Source organism: Thermaurantiacus tibetensis, from assembly GCF_015354055.1.
Classification (GTDB): Bacteria; Pseudomonadota; Alphaproteobacteria; order Sphingomonadales; family Sphingomonadaceae; genus Thermaurantiacus; species Thermaurantiacus tibetensis.
Map to the genome: position 1 here is coordinate 13396 of NZ_JACHTM010000002.1, position 15113 is coordinate 28508.

Annotated in this window: 13 protein-coding genes; 7 read left to right on the forward strand and 6 right to left on the reverse strand. The window is 71.3% G+C overall.

Going from position 1 to position 15113, the window contains the following annotated elements; all coding sequences use genetic code 11:
• Nucleotides 1-25 precede the first annotated feature (25 nt).
• Entirely contained in the window at nt 26-283 is a 258-nt protein-coding gene (locus H3H34_RS04680) for a GlsB/YeaQ/YmgE family stress response membrane protein (RefSeq protein ID WP_194744139.1), read from the forward strand.
• 40 nt (nt 284-323) lie between these two features.
• Here H3H34_RS04680 and H3H34_RS04685 read toward each other — a convergent pair whose 3' ends face one another.
• Entirely contained in the window at nt 324-1697 is a 1374-nt protein-coding gene (locus tag H3H34_RS04685; RefSeq protein ID WP_194744140.1) for an aromatic ring-hydroxylating oxygenase subunit alpha, read from the reverse strand.
• Between the two features lie 96 nt (nt 1698-1793).
• On the opposite strand from H3H34_RS04685, the gene trmB reads away from it, so the two are divergent.
• Genes trmB through H3H34_RS04700 form a run of 3 tightly spaced genes read left to right on the forward strand, consistent with a single transcriptional unit; the run spans nt 1794 to nt 4382 of the window.
• Nucleotides 1794-2498, forward strand: a complete 705-nt coding sequence (trmB, locus tag H3H34_RS04690; RefSeq protein ID WP_194744141.1) for a tRNA (guanine(46)-N(7))-methyltransferase TrmB — start codon at nt 1794-1796, stop codon at nt 2496-2498.
• Complete coding sequence (locus H3H34_RS04695; protein WP_194744142.1) at nt 2495-3940, forward strand: M48 family metalloprotease; 1446 nt, start codon at nt 2495-2497, stop codon at nt 3938-3940. The genes trmB and H3H34_RS04695 overlap by 4 nt, the downstream gene beginning before the upstream one ends.
• Nucleotides 3933-4382 (forward strand): (deoxy)nucleoside triphosphate pyrophosphohydrolase, encoded by a 450-nt coding sequence (locus H3H34_RS04700; protein ID WP_207790802.1) that lies wholly within the window; start codon nt 3933-3935, stop codon nt 4380-4382. Before H3H34_RS04695 ends, H3H34_RS04700 begins: the two co-directional genes overlap by 8 nt.
• Before the next feature lie 90 nt (nt 4383-4472).
• On the opposite strand, the gene H3H34_RS04705 is transcribed toward H3H34_RS04700, so the two are convergent.
• Together H3H34_RS04705 and H3H34_RS04710 are read right to left on the reverse strand one after the other, a co-directional pair.
• On the reverse strand, nt 4473-5249 hold the full coding sequence (locus tag H3H34_RS04705) for a class II aldolase/adducin family protein (protein ID WP_194744143.1): 777 nt from the start codon (nt 5247-5249) through the stop codon (nt 4473-4475).
• Nucleotides 5234-5416 (reverse strand): DUF2256 domain-containing protein, encoded by a 183-nt coding sequence (locus H3H34_RS04710; RefSeq protein WP_194744144.1) that lies wholly within the window; start codon nt 5414-5416, stop codon nt 5234-5236. Before H3H34_RS04710 ends, H3H34_RS04705 begins: the two co-directional genes overlap by 16 nt.
• A gap of 58 nt (nt 5417-5474) precedes the next feature.
• On the opposite strand from H3H34_RS04710, the gene H3H34_RS04715 reads away from it, so the two are divergent.
• Both H3H34_RS04715 and purB read left to right on the forward strand, forming a co-directional pair.
• Nucleotides 5475-7100, forward strand: a complete 1626-nt coding sequence (locus H3H34_RS04715; protein WP_194744145.1) for an alkaline phosphatase D family protein — start codon at nt 5475-5477, stop codon at nt 7098-7100.
• A 22-nt stretch (nt 7101-7122) separates the two neighbouring features.
• Nucleotides 7123-8439, forward strand: a complete 1317-nt coding sequence (purB, locus tag H3H34_RS04720) for an adenylosuccinate lyase (protein ID WP_194744146.1) — start codon at nt 7123-7125, stop codon at nt 8437-8439.
• A gap of 8 nt (nt 8440-8447) precedes the next feature.
• Here the strand turns inward: purB and H3H34_RS04725 are convergent, their stop codons facing one another.
• Entirely contained in the window at nt 8448-9194 is a 747-nt protein-coding gene (locus H3H34_RS04725; RefSeq protein ID WP_194744147.1) for a class I SAM-dependent methyltransferase, read from the reverse strand.
• A 118-nt stretch (nt 9195-9312) separates the two neighbouring features.
• A complete protein-coding gene (locus tag H3H34_RS13840) occupies nt 9313-10398 on the reverse strand; it encodes a GGDEF domain-containing protein (RefSeq protein WP_194744148.1) in 1086 nt (361 codons plus the stop codon).
• Between the two features lie 124 nt (nt 10399-10522).
• Between H3H34_RS13840 and acnA the strand changes: the two genes are divergently transcribed.
• On the forward strand, nt 10523-13210 hold the full coding sequence (gene acnA / locus H3H34_RS04735) for an aconitate hydratase AcnA (protein WP_194744149.1): 2688 nt from the start codon (nt 10523-10525) through the stop codon (nt 13208-13210).
• Nucleotides 13211-13365: 155 nt separating this feature from the next.
• Here acnA and ettA read toward each other — a convergent pair whose 3' ends face one another.
• Entirely contained in the window at nt 13366-15048 is a 1683-nt protein-coding gene (gene ettA, locus H3H34_RS04740; RefSeq protein WP_194744150.1) for an energy-dependent translational throttle protein EttA, read from the reverse strand.
• Nucleotides 15049-15113 lie beyond the last annotated feature (65 nt).

A 15113-nucleotide genomic window follows, 5' to 3' on the forward strand; every position in this document is an offset into this window, starting at 1 on the left:
ACGCACACCGCAGGAGGGTCGGCCCATGGGCAGCTGGATCTGGACCATCGTCATCGGCTTCGTCGCCGGGCTCATCGCCCGCTTCTTCGCGCGCGACCCGAAGAACCCCTCCGGCTGTCTTGCAACGACCGTGCTCGGCGTCGTGGGCGCGGCCCTGTTCACCTGGATCGGCCAGCAGCTCGGCCTCTACGGCGAGGGCCAGACGGCCGGGCTCATCGGCTCGGTCGTGGGCGCGATGATCGTGCTCGCCGTCTGGCAGGCGCTCACCGAGCGCAGGCGCTGACCGGGCCGGCGCGTCCGGCCGGCGCGGCGGACCCGACCCGCTAGACGCGGCCCTCGAGATACGTGTCGAGGGTGGCGTGGAGGTGGCGGATCCGGCTTTCCTGGTAGCGGCCGAGCTCGACCCGGTCATTGGGCGAGGAGATGAGCCCTTCCTGGACGTGCGGGAGGTTTCCCATGTCCTGGTCGAACACGCCGCCGAGCCGGCCCCAGGCCGTGACCGAGGACCAGGGCTCGTCGTCCTTCAGGAACAGCATCTCGGCTGCGCGCGGCACCGGCTGGCCTTCGGGGGCCTTGGCGAGGATCCGCACTTCCATGAGCGTCGCGTGCTGGTCGGGCCAGGGGCGCCAGCGGTAGACAATGTTGGTCTGGTAGCCGCCCCAGGGCGAGAGGTTGGGGAAGACGTTGAACGTCCAGGCGTCGAGGAGTTCGCTGTCGGACGCCTGGTCGGCGCCCGGGAAGCCGGTGGCGCGCAGCGCTTGGCGGTTGCGGGCGCCGATGGCCTGGCGCGCCGTCATGCCGGGCCTGAGCTCGAGCGGCATCGCCTCGCCCGTCGTCCGGCCCGCACCTCCCGAGAAGGCCTCGAGGATGGCCTCCTCGGGAATGTCCCCGAGGTGCGGACTCGGCACGCCGAAGGGGGTGAGCGCCAGGCTCACATGGTCGCCCCAGACGGAGTAGCGGCTGTTCGAGTCGCCGGTGAACGGCAGGATCTGCGGGTGGGTGGTGATGCTGTGGAACGCCTCCATGAAGGCTTCCGCGACCACCTTCCAGTTGGCGCGAATGACCTTTGCGACCCAGATCGCCGTGAAGTTCCGTTCCTGCTGCCAGTGGGAGAAGAGCTCGGGGAGCGGCGCGAGATAGTCCTCGAGCGGCGGGGCCTTGCCGTCCCAGTTCACGAACCAGTAGCCCGCCCAGTGCGCGGCGCGCACCTCGGGGAGATGCATGGCCTCGTCCGAAAGATGCGCAAAGTCCCAGCGGCAGGGAATGTCCCTGAGACTGCCGTCGAGGTTCCAGGTGAAGCCGTGGAAGGGGCACTGGAGGTCGGCGGCGTGGCCCGCCTCGGTCCTGAGGCGCCGGCCGCGGTGGAGGCAGACGTTCCAGAAGGCCCTGACCGAACGGTCGGGCTGGCGCACCAGCAGCACCGACTTGCCGAGGTTGTCGTAGACGACGACGTCGCCCGGCTCGGGGAACTCCTCGTCGCGGGCCGCCATCTGCCAGACGCGCGGCCACATGTGGGCCTTCTCCGCCTCGAAGAAGGCCGCCGACGTGTAGCGCGAGGCGGAGAGCGGGGCAGTGCCGAAGTCGCGCCAGCTGTCGGCGCGGAGCTTCGCCGGCACGGGCGGATCGTCGCGCGCCAGGATGTCGTCGGCCGAAACGCCAGGGCAGCGCGGCAGGTCGGACGGGTTGCGGTCGGCCATGGCAAGCTCCCTCCCGTGCGTCCCTAACGCCATGCACCGGCGCCCGCCTTCCCCCATTTTGCAAGGTGGGGCGGTTCGCCGCTATGCCGGGAGGCGATGACGGACGCCTCCACCGACGCGCCTTCCGCCACGGCTCGCGGGCGGCGGCTGCACGGCCGGCGCAAGGGCCATGCGCTGAAGCCCCGGGCGGAGCGGCTGGTGGCGGAGGTGCTGCCCCGGCTTGCCGTCCCCGCCGAGGGGCCGCTCGATTCGGTCAGCCTGTTCGGGGCGCCCCGGCCGCTCGCGCTCGAGGTGGGGTTCGGCAAGGGCGAGCACCTCGCCTTCCAGGCGGCGCGGGCGCCGGAGGTGGGCTTCATCGGCTGCGAGCCCTATCTGAACGGCGTGGCCGGGCTCCTGTCGCACGTGGAGGACCGCGGCCTTTCGAACGTCCGGGTCCACATGGGCGATGCGCTCGACGTGCTCGAGCGGCTGGCGCCGGCGAGCCTGGTGGCCGTCTACCTCCTCCACCCCGACCCGTGGCCGAAGGCCCGCCACGCCAAGCGCCGGTTCGTCAACCCGGAGCCGCTCGATGCGGTGTCCCGCGCGCTGGCGCCGGGCGGGCTGTTCAGGGTGGCGACGGACCACCCGGTGCATCTTCGCCACGTGCTGATCGAGATGCAGAAGCGCCGCGACTTCCTCTGGACGGCGGAGCAGCCGGAGGACTGGGAGGCGGTGAAGGACGACTGGCCAGACACCCGCTTCGCGCGCAAGGCGCGGGCGCTGGGGCATGCAGTGTGGCGACTGGAGTATCGGCGGACATGAGACGGATCCGGACGCTGGTGACGGCCGCGCTCGTCGCGGCGATGGCGGGCCCCGTGCCGCCGGCGCAGGCGCAGCCGGCGGGCCTTTCGGCGGCGGAGCGGGCCCAGGGCGCGCGGGTGAGGGAGCAGATCCTGCGCGAGTTCGGCGGCAGCATCGAGGGGCCGCTTGCCGACTATGTCCGGCAGGTGGGCCAGCGGGTGGCGCAGGTGGCCTCCCCCGGCACGCGGCCCGGCGACTACACCATCACCGTGCTCGACAGCCCGATCCCCAATGCCATGGCGACGCCGGGCGGCTACCTCTACGTGACCCGGGGTCTCCTTGCGATGATGAACGACGAGGCGGAGCTCGCCTCGGTGCTTGGGCATGAGGCCGGGCATGTCGCCGCGCGCCACTCGGCGAGGTCGCAGCGCCGGGCGACCCTTGCCACCATCGGCGCAGTCGCAGCGACCGTTCTTACCGGCTCGGACCTCGTCGGCGCGGGCGCGCAGGTGCTTGGCGCCGGCGTGCTCGGCCAGTTCTCGCAGAAGCAGGAGTATGAGGCGGACACGCTCGGGCTCCGCTACATGACGCAGCTGGGCTACGACCCCTTCGCCACCGCCTCGATGCTCGCCGCGCTCGGCCGCGCGCAGATCGTGGAGCGCGGGACCTCGGCCGAACGCAACCGCGGCGCCTCCTGGTTTTCCACCCACCCGCTGACCGAAGCGCGCGTGGCGCGCGCCGAGAAGCTCGCCGCAGAGACGGGGGTGGCGCCCGGCAGCGGCCGGCGCAACCGCGACGCCTTTCTCGCCGCGATCGACGGCATGACCTGGGGCGATGCGCCCGAGCAGGGACTCGTCTCGGGGTCGAGCTTCCGCCACGCGAAGCTCGGCTTCGGCTTCGATGCGCCGGCCGGGTTCCGGCTCCAGAACAGCCCGTCGGCCGTGCAGGGCGTGGGGCCGGACGGCAGCCGGTTCGTCTTCTCCGGCACGCGGATCCCCCCGGGGGGCACGCTCGACGATGTCGCGCGCGATGCGTGGCGGCAGGTGGCCGGCGGGGTTCCCGGCAACGTGCAGGTGAACCGCACGCGGGTGAACGGGCTCGAGACGCTCGACACGCGCGCCCGCGTCTCGGGCCGGCAGGGCGTCGTTGATGCGGGCATCACCGTCTATCGCTGGGACGGTGACGGCGCCTTCCTGTTCGCAACGCAGGCCCCGCCGGGGCGGCTTGCCACGCTCGACCCGCTCATCGCCTCGTTCCGGCGCCTCTCGCGTGAGGAAGCCAGGGCAGTGGGCCGGGGCCTCCGGGTCGAGGTGGTGACGGTCCGCCCCGGGGACACGGTGCAGTCGCTCGCGCGGCGGATGGCCTTCCCCGACAACCAGCTCGCGCGCTTCCTCGCGCTCAACGGAATCGAGAACCGCCCGCTGGTCCCCGGCGAGAAGCTGAAGCTCATCGTCAATGGCTGAGGCGGGCGACCTCGGCTGCCCCGGCGCCGCGGGCACGGCCGGCCTGCCGCTCCTCCTCGTCGCCTGCGGCGTGCTGGTGGATGGCGAGGGCCGCGTGCTGGTCACCGAGCGTCCGGAGGGCCGGGAGATGGCGGGCCTGTGGGAGTTCCCCGGCGGCAAGGTCGAGCCGGGAGAGAGCCCGGAAGCCGCCCTGGTGCGCGAGCTGGCCGAGGAGCTCGGGATCCAGACGGCTGAGAGTTGCCTTGCGCCCTGCGGCTTCGCAAGCCACGCCTATGATCGCGCGCGGGTGGTGCTCCTCGCCTTTGCGCTCAGGAAGTGGCAGGGGGTGCCGGCCGCCCGCGAAGGCCAGCGGCTGCAGTGGCTGCCGGTGCCGGCGCTGTTCCGGCTGGCCATGCCGCCGGCCGACCGGCCGCTCCTCGGCCAGATCGCCGCCATCCTCTAGCCCTTCCCCCGGGCACCGTCCGGCCCGCCGCCCGCGCCTTCGCCGGCCGCCCGGAGGCCCCCGCGCGTGCCGCCGGAGCCGCGTCTGGCCTCAGCTGCGGTAGGAGGGGTCCAGCCGGTCCATCTTCCGCATGAGGGCCGGCCAGGCAAGCATGTCGGAGATGACCTCCATGCCGCGGCTCACCTGGCCTGCCACCTTCTCGGGCGTGCCCTGGGGCGGGCGGCTCACCAGTTCGGCGCCGCCGGCAAGCGCCAGCACCTGCGCCTGGCACGCGCGCTCGAGGAGATACATGCGCAGGAACGCCTGGCCCACGGTTGCCCCCACCGTCAGCGTGCCGTGGTTCCTGAGGATCATGGCGTTCTTCGTGCCGAGGTCGGCGACGAGGCGCTCGCGCTCGTCGAGGTCGGTCGCGACCCCCTCGTAGTCGTGGTAGGCGACATCCTCCCGGACAAGGAGCGCCGTCTGCGTCAGGGGCATCAGCCCGTCGGCCATGGCGGCGACGGCCTGGCCGTGGGGCGTGTGGAGGTGGAGCACGGCGTGCGCATCCTCGCGCGACATGTGGATCGCGGAGTGGATGGTGAAGCCCGCCGGGTTGGTCATGTAGGGCGTCTCCATCACCGGGTTCCCCTCCACGTCGATCTTGACGAGGGAGGAGGCGGTGATCTCGTCGAACATGAGGTTGTAGGGGTTGATGAGGAAATGGTGCTCCGGGCCGGGCACCCGCACCGAGAGGTGGGTGAAGATGAGGTCGTCCCAGCCATAGTGGGCGACCAGCCGGTAGGCGCAGGCAAGCTCCACCCGGAGCTTCCACTCCTCCTCCGAGACGCGCGCGCGCACATCCTCCGGCGTCTTCAGCTGCGTTGCCATGGCTCGTCCTCCCGCTTCGCAAGTGCCGGCACCTTCCGCCGGCACGCGTCCGAACAGTAGCGCACCTGCTCCCAGTCGCGCGACCATTTCTTGCGCCATGCGAAGGGGCGCCCGCAGTGCGCGCAGGTCTTCGTCGGCAGGTCGGCCTTGGCAGGGGCGCGCGGCATGGCCCCGCCCTGCCCGGGGAGTCGCACATCTGCAACCTTTGCGCGGCAGGGAGGCGGCATGACGCACCTTCTCCTTGACCGCCGCACCCTGCTTGCCGGCGCCGGCGCCGGCCTCGTCCTGCCCCGGCGTCTCTTCGCAGCGCCGCTTGCGGGCTTCACCCATGGCGTTGCCTCGGGCGAGCCGGGGCCGCGGTCGATGCTCTTCTGGACCCGATTCGTCGGCACCGCCGACCGGCCCGAGGAGCTCGAGCTCGAGGTCTCGACGAGCCCGCGCATGACCCGGCCGGTCGCCCGGGCGCGCGCGGTGGCCGACCCGGCGAACGACTGGTGCGCCAAGACCGCGGTCGAGGGCCTCGCGCCCGGCACCACCTACTATTACCGCTGGACGGGGCCGGCGAAGGCGCGGTCCATGGTGGGCCGCACGCGCACGCTTCCCGAGGGCGACGCCCCGCTCTTCCGCATCGGCCTCTTCTCCTGCTCGAACCTCCCCTATGGCTGGTTCAACGGCTACGGCCATGCGGTTGCCGCCGACGACATCGACCTCGTCGTCCATGTCGGCGACTACATCTACGAATATGCCCGCGGCATCTATCCGGAGGCGAAGGCAGCCGTGCCGGGCCGGCTGATCGAGCCCGCGGGCGAGACGGTGACACTCGAGGACTACCGCGCGCGCTACGCGAGCTACCGTGCCGACCCGGACCTTCAGGCGCTTCATGCGCTCTTCCCGTCGGTGACCACCTGGGACGACCACGAGGTGGCCAACGACGCCTGGCGCGACGGCGCGGAGAACCACCGGCCGCAGAGCCAGGGCCCCTGGGCCGCGCGCCTCGCCGCCGCGCGGAAGGCCTACCGCGAGTGGCTGCCGGTCTCGGATGCGGCTTATGCCCGCTACGACATCGGCCGGCTGGCGACACTCTTGCGGCTCGACACGCGTGTCGAGGGGCGCGACCGGCAGCTGTCGCTGACCGAGGCGCTCAAGGGCGCGACCGACATGGGCGCCGCGCTCGTCCGCTTCCGCGACGAGCAGTGGCTTGCCGGCAACCGCCAGCTTCTTGGCACCGCGCAGGAGGCGTGGCTGTTCCGCGAGATGGAGGAGGCTGCGCGCCGGGGCGCGCGCTGGCAGGTGCTTGCGCAGCAGGTCATCATGGGGAACCTGCGCGCACCGGCCGATGCCGCCGCCCTCATGCCGCCCGATCCGGACGGTCGTCTGAAGGCGCTGATGCAGGCGGGGGCGGCCGCGGCGCGGGTTGGCCTGCCGCTCAACATGGACGCGTGGGATGGCTACCCGGCGGCGCGGGCCCGGCTGCTCGCGGCTGCGCAGAAGGTGGGCGCGAACCTGGTCGTGCTGGCCGGCGACAGCCACAATGCCTGGGCCTTCGATCTCGTGAACGACTCCCGCCCGGCGGGCGTGGAGTTCGCGACGCAGTCGGTGAGCTCGCCCGGGTTCGAAAGCTACCTTGCGGGCGTCGCGCCAAGCGAGCTCGGCAAGGCGCTCATGGCGGCCAACCCCGGCCTGCGCTGGTGCGAGACCTCCCAGCGCGGCTACACCCTCGTGACGCTGACGCCACGCGAGGCGGTCGCCGAATGGCGCTTCACGGCACCCGTGACGGCGCGCGCGCCGAAGCTCGCCTCGCGGGCGCAGGCGCGCGTCTCGGCCGGCAGCAACCGGTTGCAGATCGCCTGACCCGCCTCTAGCGGCGGCGGGCATGATCCCCCGCTACACGAGGCCCGAGATGGCGGCCATCTGGTCGCCCGAGACGCGCTACCGGATCTGGTTCGAGATCGAGGCGCACGCGCTCGACGCGATGGCGGACCACGGCCTCGTCCCGCGGAGCGCGGCCGAGGCGGCCTGGCGCTGGTGGGCCTCGAACCCCGCCATCGACGTCGCCGCGATCGACGCCATCGAGGCCGAGACCCGCCACGACGTCATCGCCTTCCTCACCTGGGTCGAGCGGCAGATCGGGCCGGAGGCGCGGTTCATGCACCAGGGCATGACCTCCTCCGACGTGCTGGACACCGCGCTTGCCGTGCAGCTCGCCCGCGCGAGCGACCTGCTGCTTGCCGACCTCGACTCGCTCCTTGCCGCGCTCGAGGCGCGCGCCTTCGAGCACAAGCACACGCCCACCATCGGGCGCAGCCACGGGATCCACGCCGAGCCGACCAGCTTCGGCCTGAAGCTCGCCGGGTTCCACGCCGAGTTCCAGCGCGCCCGCGCCCGGCTGGTCGCCGCGCGGGCAGACGTGGCCACCTGCGCCATCTCGGGCGCGGTCGGCACCTTCGCGCACCTGCCGATCGGGGTGGAGGCGCATGTCGCGCAGAAGCTCGGGCTTGCGGTCGAGCCTGTCTCGACCCAGGTCATCCCGCGCGACCGCCACGCCATGTTCTTCGCAACGCTGGCCCTCATCGCCTCCTCGGTCGAGCGGCTGGCCACCGAGATCCGCCACCTCCAGCGCACCGAGGTGCTGGAGGCGGAGGAATGGTTCGCGCCCGGCCAGAAGGGCTCGTCGGCGATGCCGCACAAGCGCAACCCGGTGCTCTCGGAGAATCTGACCGGCCTTGCCCGGCTGGTCCGCTCGGCCGTCATGCCGGCGCTCGAGAACGTTGCGCTCTGGCACGAGCGGGACATCTCCCACTCTTCGGTCGAGCGCGGGATCGCGCCCGATTCGACGGTCCACCTCGACTTCGCGCTCGCGCGGCTCACCGGCCTCGTCGAGCGGCTCGTCGTCTACCCCGAGCGGATGGCGCGGAACCTCGCGCGCACGGGCGGGCTCATTCATTCGCAGCAGGTGCTCCTCGCGCTGACCCAGGCGGGGATGACGCGCGAGCAGGCCTATGCCGCCGTCCAGCGCAACGCGATGAAGGTGTGGGAAGCGGACGGCGCGCTTTCCTTCCGCGCGCTCCTCGAGGCCGACCCCGAAGTCGCGGCCCGGCTCTCGCCCGAGATGCTCGACCGGCTCTTCGCTCTCGAGCCGCACATTGCCAGGGTGGACGCCATCTTCGAGCGGGTGTTCGGCCGGCGCTGAGCGCCGGCTCAGGCGAGACGCATGCCCACGAGCGTTCCCTTCGTGCCGCCGGGCACGAAGCGGAAGCGGAACTGCGGCCAGCGGCTCTTCCACCGCGCGGCAACCAGCCGCTCGCCCGGCCGGGCGGCGTCGTCGAGCATGACGACACCGCCAACCGGAATGCGGTCGAAGAGCGTCTCGGCCGCACCTCGGGCCAGCGGGTGAACGGTCCAGGGCGGCCCGTCGACGAGAAGGAGATCGATCCGCTCGGGAAGACTGGAGAGCGTGTACCAGGCGCCCGGCCAGCCCGGCGGCGGCGGCCCGAGCGGCGCGACGCGGAGGTCGGCGGCAAGATCATGGCTCGCGAGCCAGTCCCTGACACTGGCCACGAACGGCGCGTGCTGGTCGAAGGAGACGAGGGTGCCGCGGCCCCAGAGGGCGAGCGCGCGGGCGGCAACGAAGCTGGTGGTGCCGGCGCCGAGCTCGACGACGACGTCGGGGCGATGGGCGCGGATGTGCTCGGCCAGCATGCGCAGGAAGAAGGCATCGGCTTTCCAGCTGCCGAGCGGCGGGAGGGCGGTCTCGGACAGCTCGAGGAGGGCAAGGAGCTCCTGTCGGGCGGCGGTCGGGCCGCCGGAGAGGCTGCGGAGCAGCCAGGGCCACTGGACTGCGCCGAAGGCGAGCGTTGCGAGCCGGTCGGAGAGGCGACGGGGCGCGGCTTCACTGGGGGTGTCGGAGGCCACGGGCAGGAAGGAGGTGCGTTGCGGAACGGTCATCGGCCTTCCCCCTGTCGCCCCCTGTCGGCGGCCGCGCATCGCGCCCGGATGGCCCGCGCCATGCCGCAGGCCACTGCGAAGTCAAGGCGACGCTGTCACGCCCCGGCCGGGGTCGAGATCAGTGGAGCTCGGCGCGTTCGGGCAGCACGCGGTCGCGGCCGGCGCGCTTGGCGGTGTAGACGGCGGCATCGGCGCGGTCGAGCAGCAGCTCCACCGTGTCCCCGGGCCGGGCCTGGGCGACGCCGGCAGAGAAGGCGACCTTGCCGAGCCGGGCGCCGTCGGAGGCACGGCGCATCACCTGGCGGGCGAGCGCGGCGCGGATGGAGTCGACCGCCTTGCAGGCGGCAGCCAGCGCCACGCCGGGGAGGATGAGGACGAACTCCTCCCCGCCGAAGCGGCCGGCCATGCCCCCGTCGGCCTTCTTGAGGCAGTGGGTGAGGAAGCTGCCGAGGTAGCGCAGCACCTCGTCGCCGATGGCGTGGCCCCACTGGTCGTTGATCTGCTTGAAGTGGTCGATGTCGATGAGGGCAACCGAGAGCGGGGCGCCGGAGGCCTGGGCGGCGGCGAGCGCCTGCTGGAGCGCTTCGATCATGCCGCGGCGGTTGAGGAGACCGGTCAGCGGATCGGTCTTGGCCTTGCGCTCGGCAGTCTCCAGGCGCTCGAGAAGCAGGGAATTCTCCCGGCTGACATGCTCCAGATCGGCCTCCAGCCTCCGGTTGGCCGCGAGCACCCGCGCGTTCGCGGCGCGCAGGCGCTTGATGCAGGCGAGGATCTCGGCGGGCGAGATGCTGCCGGCGGCGAGCAGGTCATCCTCGGCGAGGATCACGCGGTCATGGCGCGCGATCTCGTCGCGGCCGCTTTCCAGCCGTTCCGCCAGCTTCTGGGCCGCGCCGTGGGCGGCAGCCACCATGTCGTGCATCTCGCCGGCGGCGATCTCGCCGAGATGGCTCTTGCGCAGATCAAGGACGGTCGCGCGGGTGAGCCGCCCCGCCTCCATCGCGCGCTCGACGTCACGGCTGAGTGCGGCATCCTCGCCCCGAAGGTGCAGCCAGATCACCTCGTAGACGGGTGGCTCGGGGGACAGGCCGGTCTCGACGAAAATCTGGCGTGCAGCGTCGTAGAGGGCGAGGTCGGGGTGGCCGAGATCGCCGGAGTCCGCGTCCTCGAGCTCCGCCCGCCCGTCGAACCGCACTGCCTGGTCCACGCCGCCCGCTCCTGCCGCCCCGCCCCCCGCCCCTTCCTAACGGCATGGGAGGTGCGAGCTTGATTGCCTTGCAGGGGATTCTCGCGCGCCCTAGGGCTCGGACGGACAGGAGCGGGAGAGCGGCATGACGGCACTGGGCATGGACACGCTTGGCACGCGGGCGACCCTCGAGGTTGACGGCCGTGGGTATGGCTACTTCAGCCTGGCGAAGGCCGCGGAGCGCTTGGGCGACATCTCCCGCCTGCCCTTCTCCCTCAAGGTGCTGCTGGAGAACCTGCTGCGCTTCGAGGATGGCGGCACGACCGTCTCGGTCGCCGACATCGAGGCGCTCGCGGGCTGGCGCGGCGGCACGGGCGCGGAACGGGAGATCCAGTTCCGCCCGGCGCGTGTCCTCATGCAGGACTTCACCGGCGTGCCCGCTGTCGTGGACCTTGCCGCCATGCGCGATGCGATCGCCCGGCTCGGTGGCGACCCGCAGCGGATCAACCCGCTGGTTCCGGTCGATCTCGTCATCGACCACAGCGTCATGGTGGACGACTTCGGCAACCCGCAGGCCTTCGCCCGCAACGTCGAGCTCGAATATGCCCGGAACCACGAGCGCTACCAATTCCTGCGCTGGGGTCAGGAGGCGCTCCGGAACTTCCGGGTCGTCCCGCCCGGTACCGGCATCTGTCACCAGGTGAACCTCGAGTATCTGGCGCAGGTGGCCTGGGTCTCCGATGGGCCGGACGGCGCCCCGTTCGTCTACCCCGACACGCTGGTCGGCACCGACAGCCACACGACCATGGTGAACGGGCTCGGGGTGCTCGGCTGGGGGGTCGGCGGGATCGAGGCGGAAGCGGCGATGCTGGGCCAGCCGGTCTCGATGCTGATCCCCGAGGTGGTGGGCGTCAGGCTCGTCGGCGAGCTCGCCGAGGGCGTGACGGCCACCGACCTCGTGCTCACGGTCACCCAGATGCTGAGGAAGAAGGGCGTGGTGGGCAAGTTCGTCGAGTTCTGCGGGCCGGGACTCGAGTCGCTCAGCCTCGCCGACCGCGCCACCATCGCCAACATGGCCCCCGAATACGGCGCCACCTGCGGCTTCTTCCCCGTGGATGCGACGACCATCGCCTACCTGCGCTTCACCGGTCGCGACGATCACCGGGTCGCGCTCGCCGAGGCCTATGCGAAGGCGCAGGGGCTCTGGCGCGACGCGGCGACGCCCGACCCCGTCTTCACCGAGCTTCTCGAGCTCGACCTCGGCCGTGTCGAGCCGTCGCTTGCCGGCCCGCGCCGGCCGCAGGACCGGGTGCCGCTCGGCCAGGTGGACGAGAGCTTCATGGCGGAGCTTGCCGGCGGCTACGGGAAAGCCGGCGAGGAAGGGAAGCGGGTCCCGGTCGAAGGCGCGAACCACGATCTCGGCCACGGAGACGTGGTGATCGCCGCCATCACGTCGTGCACCAACACCTCGAACCCCAATGTTCTGGTCGCCGCCGGGCTCGTCGCGCGGAAGGCCCGCGCGCTCGGCCTGAAGCCGAAGCCCTGGGTCAAGACGAGCTTCGCGCCCGGCTCGCAGGTGGTCACCGACTATTTCGACCGGTCGGGCCTCACCGCCGACATGGACGCCATCGGCTTCAACCTGGTCGGCTATGGCTGCACCACCTGCATCGGGAACTCCGGGCCGCTGCCCGCGCCCATCTCGCAGGCGATCAACGCCCATGATCTGGTGGTGGCCTCGGTGCTGTCGGGCAACCGCAACTTCGAGGGCCGGGTGAGCCCCGACGTCAAGGCCAACTACCTCGCCTCGCCGCCGCTCGTCGTCGCCTATGCGCTCAAGGGCGAGATCCGCACCGACATCGTCGAGACCCCCATCGGCACGACCGACGGCGGGCGCGAGGTGTATCTCAAGGACATCTGGCCGACGAACGCCGAGGTGGCCGAGATGGTGGCGGGGGCAGTGACGCCGGAGATGTTCCGCCGGCGCTACGCCAACGTGTTTGCCGGCGACGCGCACTGGCAGGGCATCGCGGTGACCGGCGGGAACACCTACCAGTGGAACCCTTCCTCCACCTACGTGCGCAACCCGCCCTACTTCGAGGGCATGACGATGGTCCCCGAGCCGGTTGCCGACATCGTCGGCGCGCGGGTCCTCGCTTTCCTCGGCGACAGCATCACGACCGACCACATCTCGCCGGCCGGCTCGATCAAGGCCGACAGCCCGGCCGGGCGCTACCTCCTCGAGCGGCAGGTGAGCCGCGACCAGTTCAACAGCTATGGCGCCCGGCGCGGCAACCACGAGGTGATGATGCGCGGCACCTTCGCCAACATCCGCATCCGCAACCGCGTGGCGCCCGGCACCGAAGGCGGCTTCACCACCCATTTCCCGAGCGGCGAGGTGATGCCGATCTACGACGCGGCGATGCGCTATCGGGACGAGGGCACGCCGCTCGTGATCCTGGCGGGCCGGGAGTATGGCACGGGCTCCAGCCGCGACTGGGCTGCGAAGGGCACCCGGCTCCTCGGCGTGCGGGCGGTCATCGCCCAGAGCTTCGAGCGGATCCACCGGTCGAACCTGGTCGGCATGGGGGTACTGCCGCTCCAGTTCCTGGACGGCGAGGGCGCCGATGCGCTCGGCCTCAGGGGCGACGAGATCTTCACGATCACCGGGCTCGGCGCGCTTGCGCCGCGGCAGACGCTTGCCGTGCAGTTCCGCCGGCCGGACGGCAGCGAAGGGCGGTTCGAGACGCTCTGCCGGATCGATACGGCAAACGAGATCGACTATTTCTACGCCGGAGGGATCCTGCCGTTCGTGCTGAGGAAGCTCGCGGCCTGAGGGACGGGGCCGTCAACGCACGGTGCCGGGTGATGGCGGCGGGAGGCAAGGCCGGCGGCCGAGCACCGGTGCGCCGGGTGAGCCCTTCCCGCCCGGTCCGCCGCGGGCTCTGCGCTCCCGGCGGCGAACGGCCTTGCGCGCGCCGCCCGGGCCGCTCAGGCCCGCGTCAGGCGCTTGTACTGCAGCCGGTGGGGGCGGTCGGCCGCGTCGCCGAGGCGGCGGCGCTTGTCCTCCTCGTACATCTGGAAATTGCCCTCGAACCACTCGACGTGGCTGTTCCCCTCGAAGGCGAGGATGTGGGTGGCGAGCCGGTCGAGGAAGAAGCGGTCGTGGGAGATGACGACCGCGCAGCCGGCGAAGTTCTCGAGCGCTTCCTCGAGCGCGCGCAGCGTCTCGACGTCGAGGTCGTTGGTGGGCTCGTCGAGGAGGAGCACGTTGCCGCCCTCCTTCAGCATCTTCGCCATGTGGACCCGGTTGCGCTCGCCGCCTGAGAGCTGGCCCACCTTCTTCTGCTGGTCCGCGCCCTTGAAGCCGAAGGCTCCGACATAGGCGCGGGTCGGCACCTCGACCTTGCCGAAGTAGAAGCGGTCGTTGCCGTCGGAGATCTCCTCCCACACCGTCTTGTTGGGGTCGAGATGGTCCCGGCTCTGGTCGACGTAGCCGAGGCGCACCGTCTCGCCGATGGTGATGGTGCCAGAGTCCGGCTGTTCCTGGCCGGTGATGAGGCGGAAGAGCGTGGTCTTGCCCGCACCATTGGGGCCGATCACGCCCACGATCCCGCCCGGCGGGAGGCGGAAGGAGAGGTTCTCGAACAGGAGCTTGTCGCCATAGGCCTTGGTGAGGTTCCTGGCCTCGATCACCTCCTGGCCGAGACGCTCGGGGACGCGGATGAGGATCTCGCGCTCGCCGGGCCGGCGGACCTCCTGCTTGGCCACCAGTTCCTCGAACGCGGTGATGCGGGCCTTCGACTTCGCCTGCCGCGCGCGCGGGCTCGAGCGGATCCACTCGAGCTCGCGGGCAATGGCCTTGGCGCGGGCCTCCTCCTCCCGCTGCTCCTGCTTGACCCGCTTCTCCTTCGCCTCGAGCCAGGCGGAGTAGTTGCCTTCGAAGGGGATGCCCTGGCCGTAGTAGAGCTCGAGCACCCAGCCGACGACGTTGTCGAGGAAGTAGCGGTCGTGGGTGACGAGGATGACGTTGCCCTTGTAGGCCTTCAGATGCTGCTCGAGCCAGGCGACGCTCTCGGCGTCGAGGTGGTTCGTGGGCTCGTCGAGAAGAAGGATGTCGGGCTTTTCGAGGAGGAGGCGGCAGAGCGCAACGCGCCGCTTCTCGCCGCCGGAGAGGTTGGTCACGGGCCAGTCGCCGGGCGGGCAGCGGAGCGCATCCATCGCGATCTCGAGCTGGTTGTCGAGGGTCCAGCCGTCGACGGCGTCGATCTTCTCCTGAAGCTCGCCCATCTCGGCCATGAGCGCGTCGAAGTCGGTGTCGTCCTTCGGGTCCGCCATCTCGGCCGAGATGGCATTGAACCGGTCGATCATGTCGGCAACCGCGCGCACGCCGTCCATCACGTTCTCGCGCACGGTCTTGGCGGGGTCGAGCTGCGGCTCCTGCGGCAGGTAGCCCACGCGGATGCCTTCCGCCGGCCACGCCTCGCCCGAGAAGTCCTTGTCAAGTCCCGCCATGATCTTCATGAGGGTGGACTTGCCCGAGCCATTGGGGCCGATGATGGCGATCTTGGCGTCGGGGTAGAACTGCAGGTGAATGTTGTTGAGGATGGGTTTGGGCTGACCGGGGTAGGTCTTGGTCAGACCCTTCATGACGAAGCTGTACTGGCGGGACATGGGCGCTCGCTCGACTGGGGGATGCAGCACCGCATGTAGCGAGCGGGCAGCCCAACGCAAAGGGG

Coding starts and splice junctions, on each gene's coding strand:
- H3H34_RS04710 (WP_194744144.1), bottom strand. CDS start 5,416: ATGCCGCGCGCCCCTGCCAAGGCCGACCTGCCGACGAAGACCTGCGCG.
- H3H34_RS04680 (WP_194744139.1), top strand. CDS start 26: ATGGGCAGCTGGATCTGGACCATCGTCATCGGCTTCGTCGCCGGGCTC.
- H3H34_RS04685 (WP_194744140.1), bottom strand. CDS start 1,697: ATGGCCGACCGCAACCCGTCCGACCTGCCGCGCTGCCCTGGCGTTTCG.
- H3H34_RS04700 (WP_207790802.1), top strand. CDS start 3,933: ATGGCTGAGGCGGGCGACCTCGGCTGCCCCGGCGCCGCGGGCACGGCC.
- trmB (WP_194744141.1), top strand. CDS start 1,794: ATGACGGACGCCTCCACCGACGCGCCTTCCGCCACGGCTCGCGGGCGG.
- H3H34_RS04725 (WP_194744147.1), bottom strand. CDS start 9,194: ATGACCGTTCCGCAACGCACCTCCTTCCTGCCCGTGGCCTCCGACACC.
- purB (WP_194744146.1), top strand. CDS start 7,123: ATGATCCCCCGCTACACGAGGCCCGAGATGGCGGCCATCTGGTCGCCC.
- H3H34_RS04715 (WP_194744145.1), top strand. CDS start 5,475: ATGACGCACCTTCTCCTTGACCGCCGCACCCTGCTTGCCGGCGCCGGC.
- acnA (WP_194744149.1), top strand. CDS start 10,523: ATGACGGCACTGGGCATGGACACGCTTGGCACGCGGGCGACCCTCGAG.
- H3H34_RS04705 (WP_194744143.1), bottom strand. CDS start 5,249: ATGGCAACGCAGCTGAAGACGCCGGAGGATGTGCGCGCGCGCGTCTCG.
- H3H34_RS04695 (WP_194744142.1), top strand. CDS start 2,495: ATGAGACGGATCCGGACGCTGGTGACGGCCGCGCTCGTCGCGGCGATG.
- ettA (WP_194744150.1), bottom strand. CDS start 15,048: ATGTCCCGCCAGTACAGCTTCGTCATGAAGGGTCTGACCAAGACCTAC.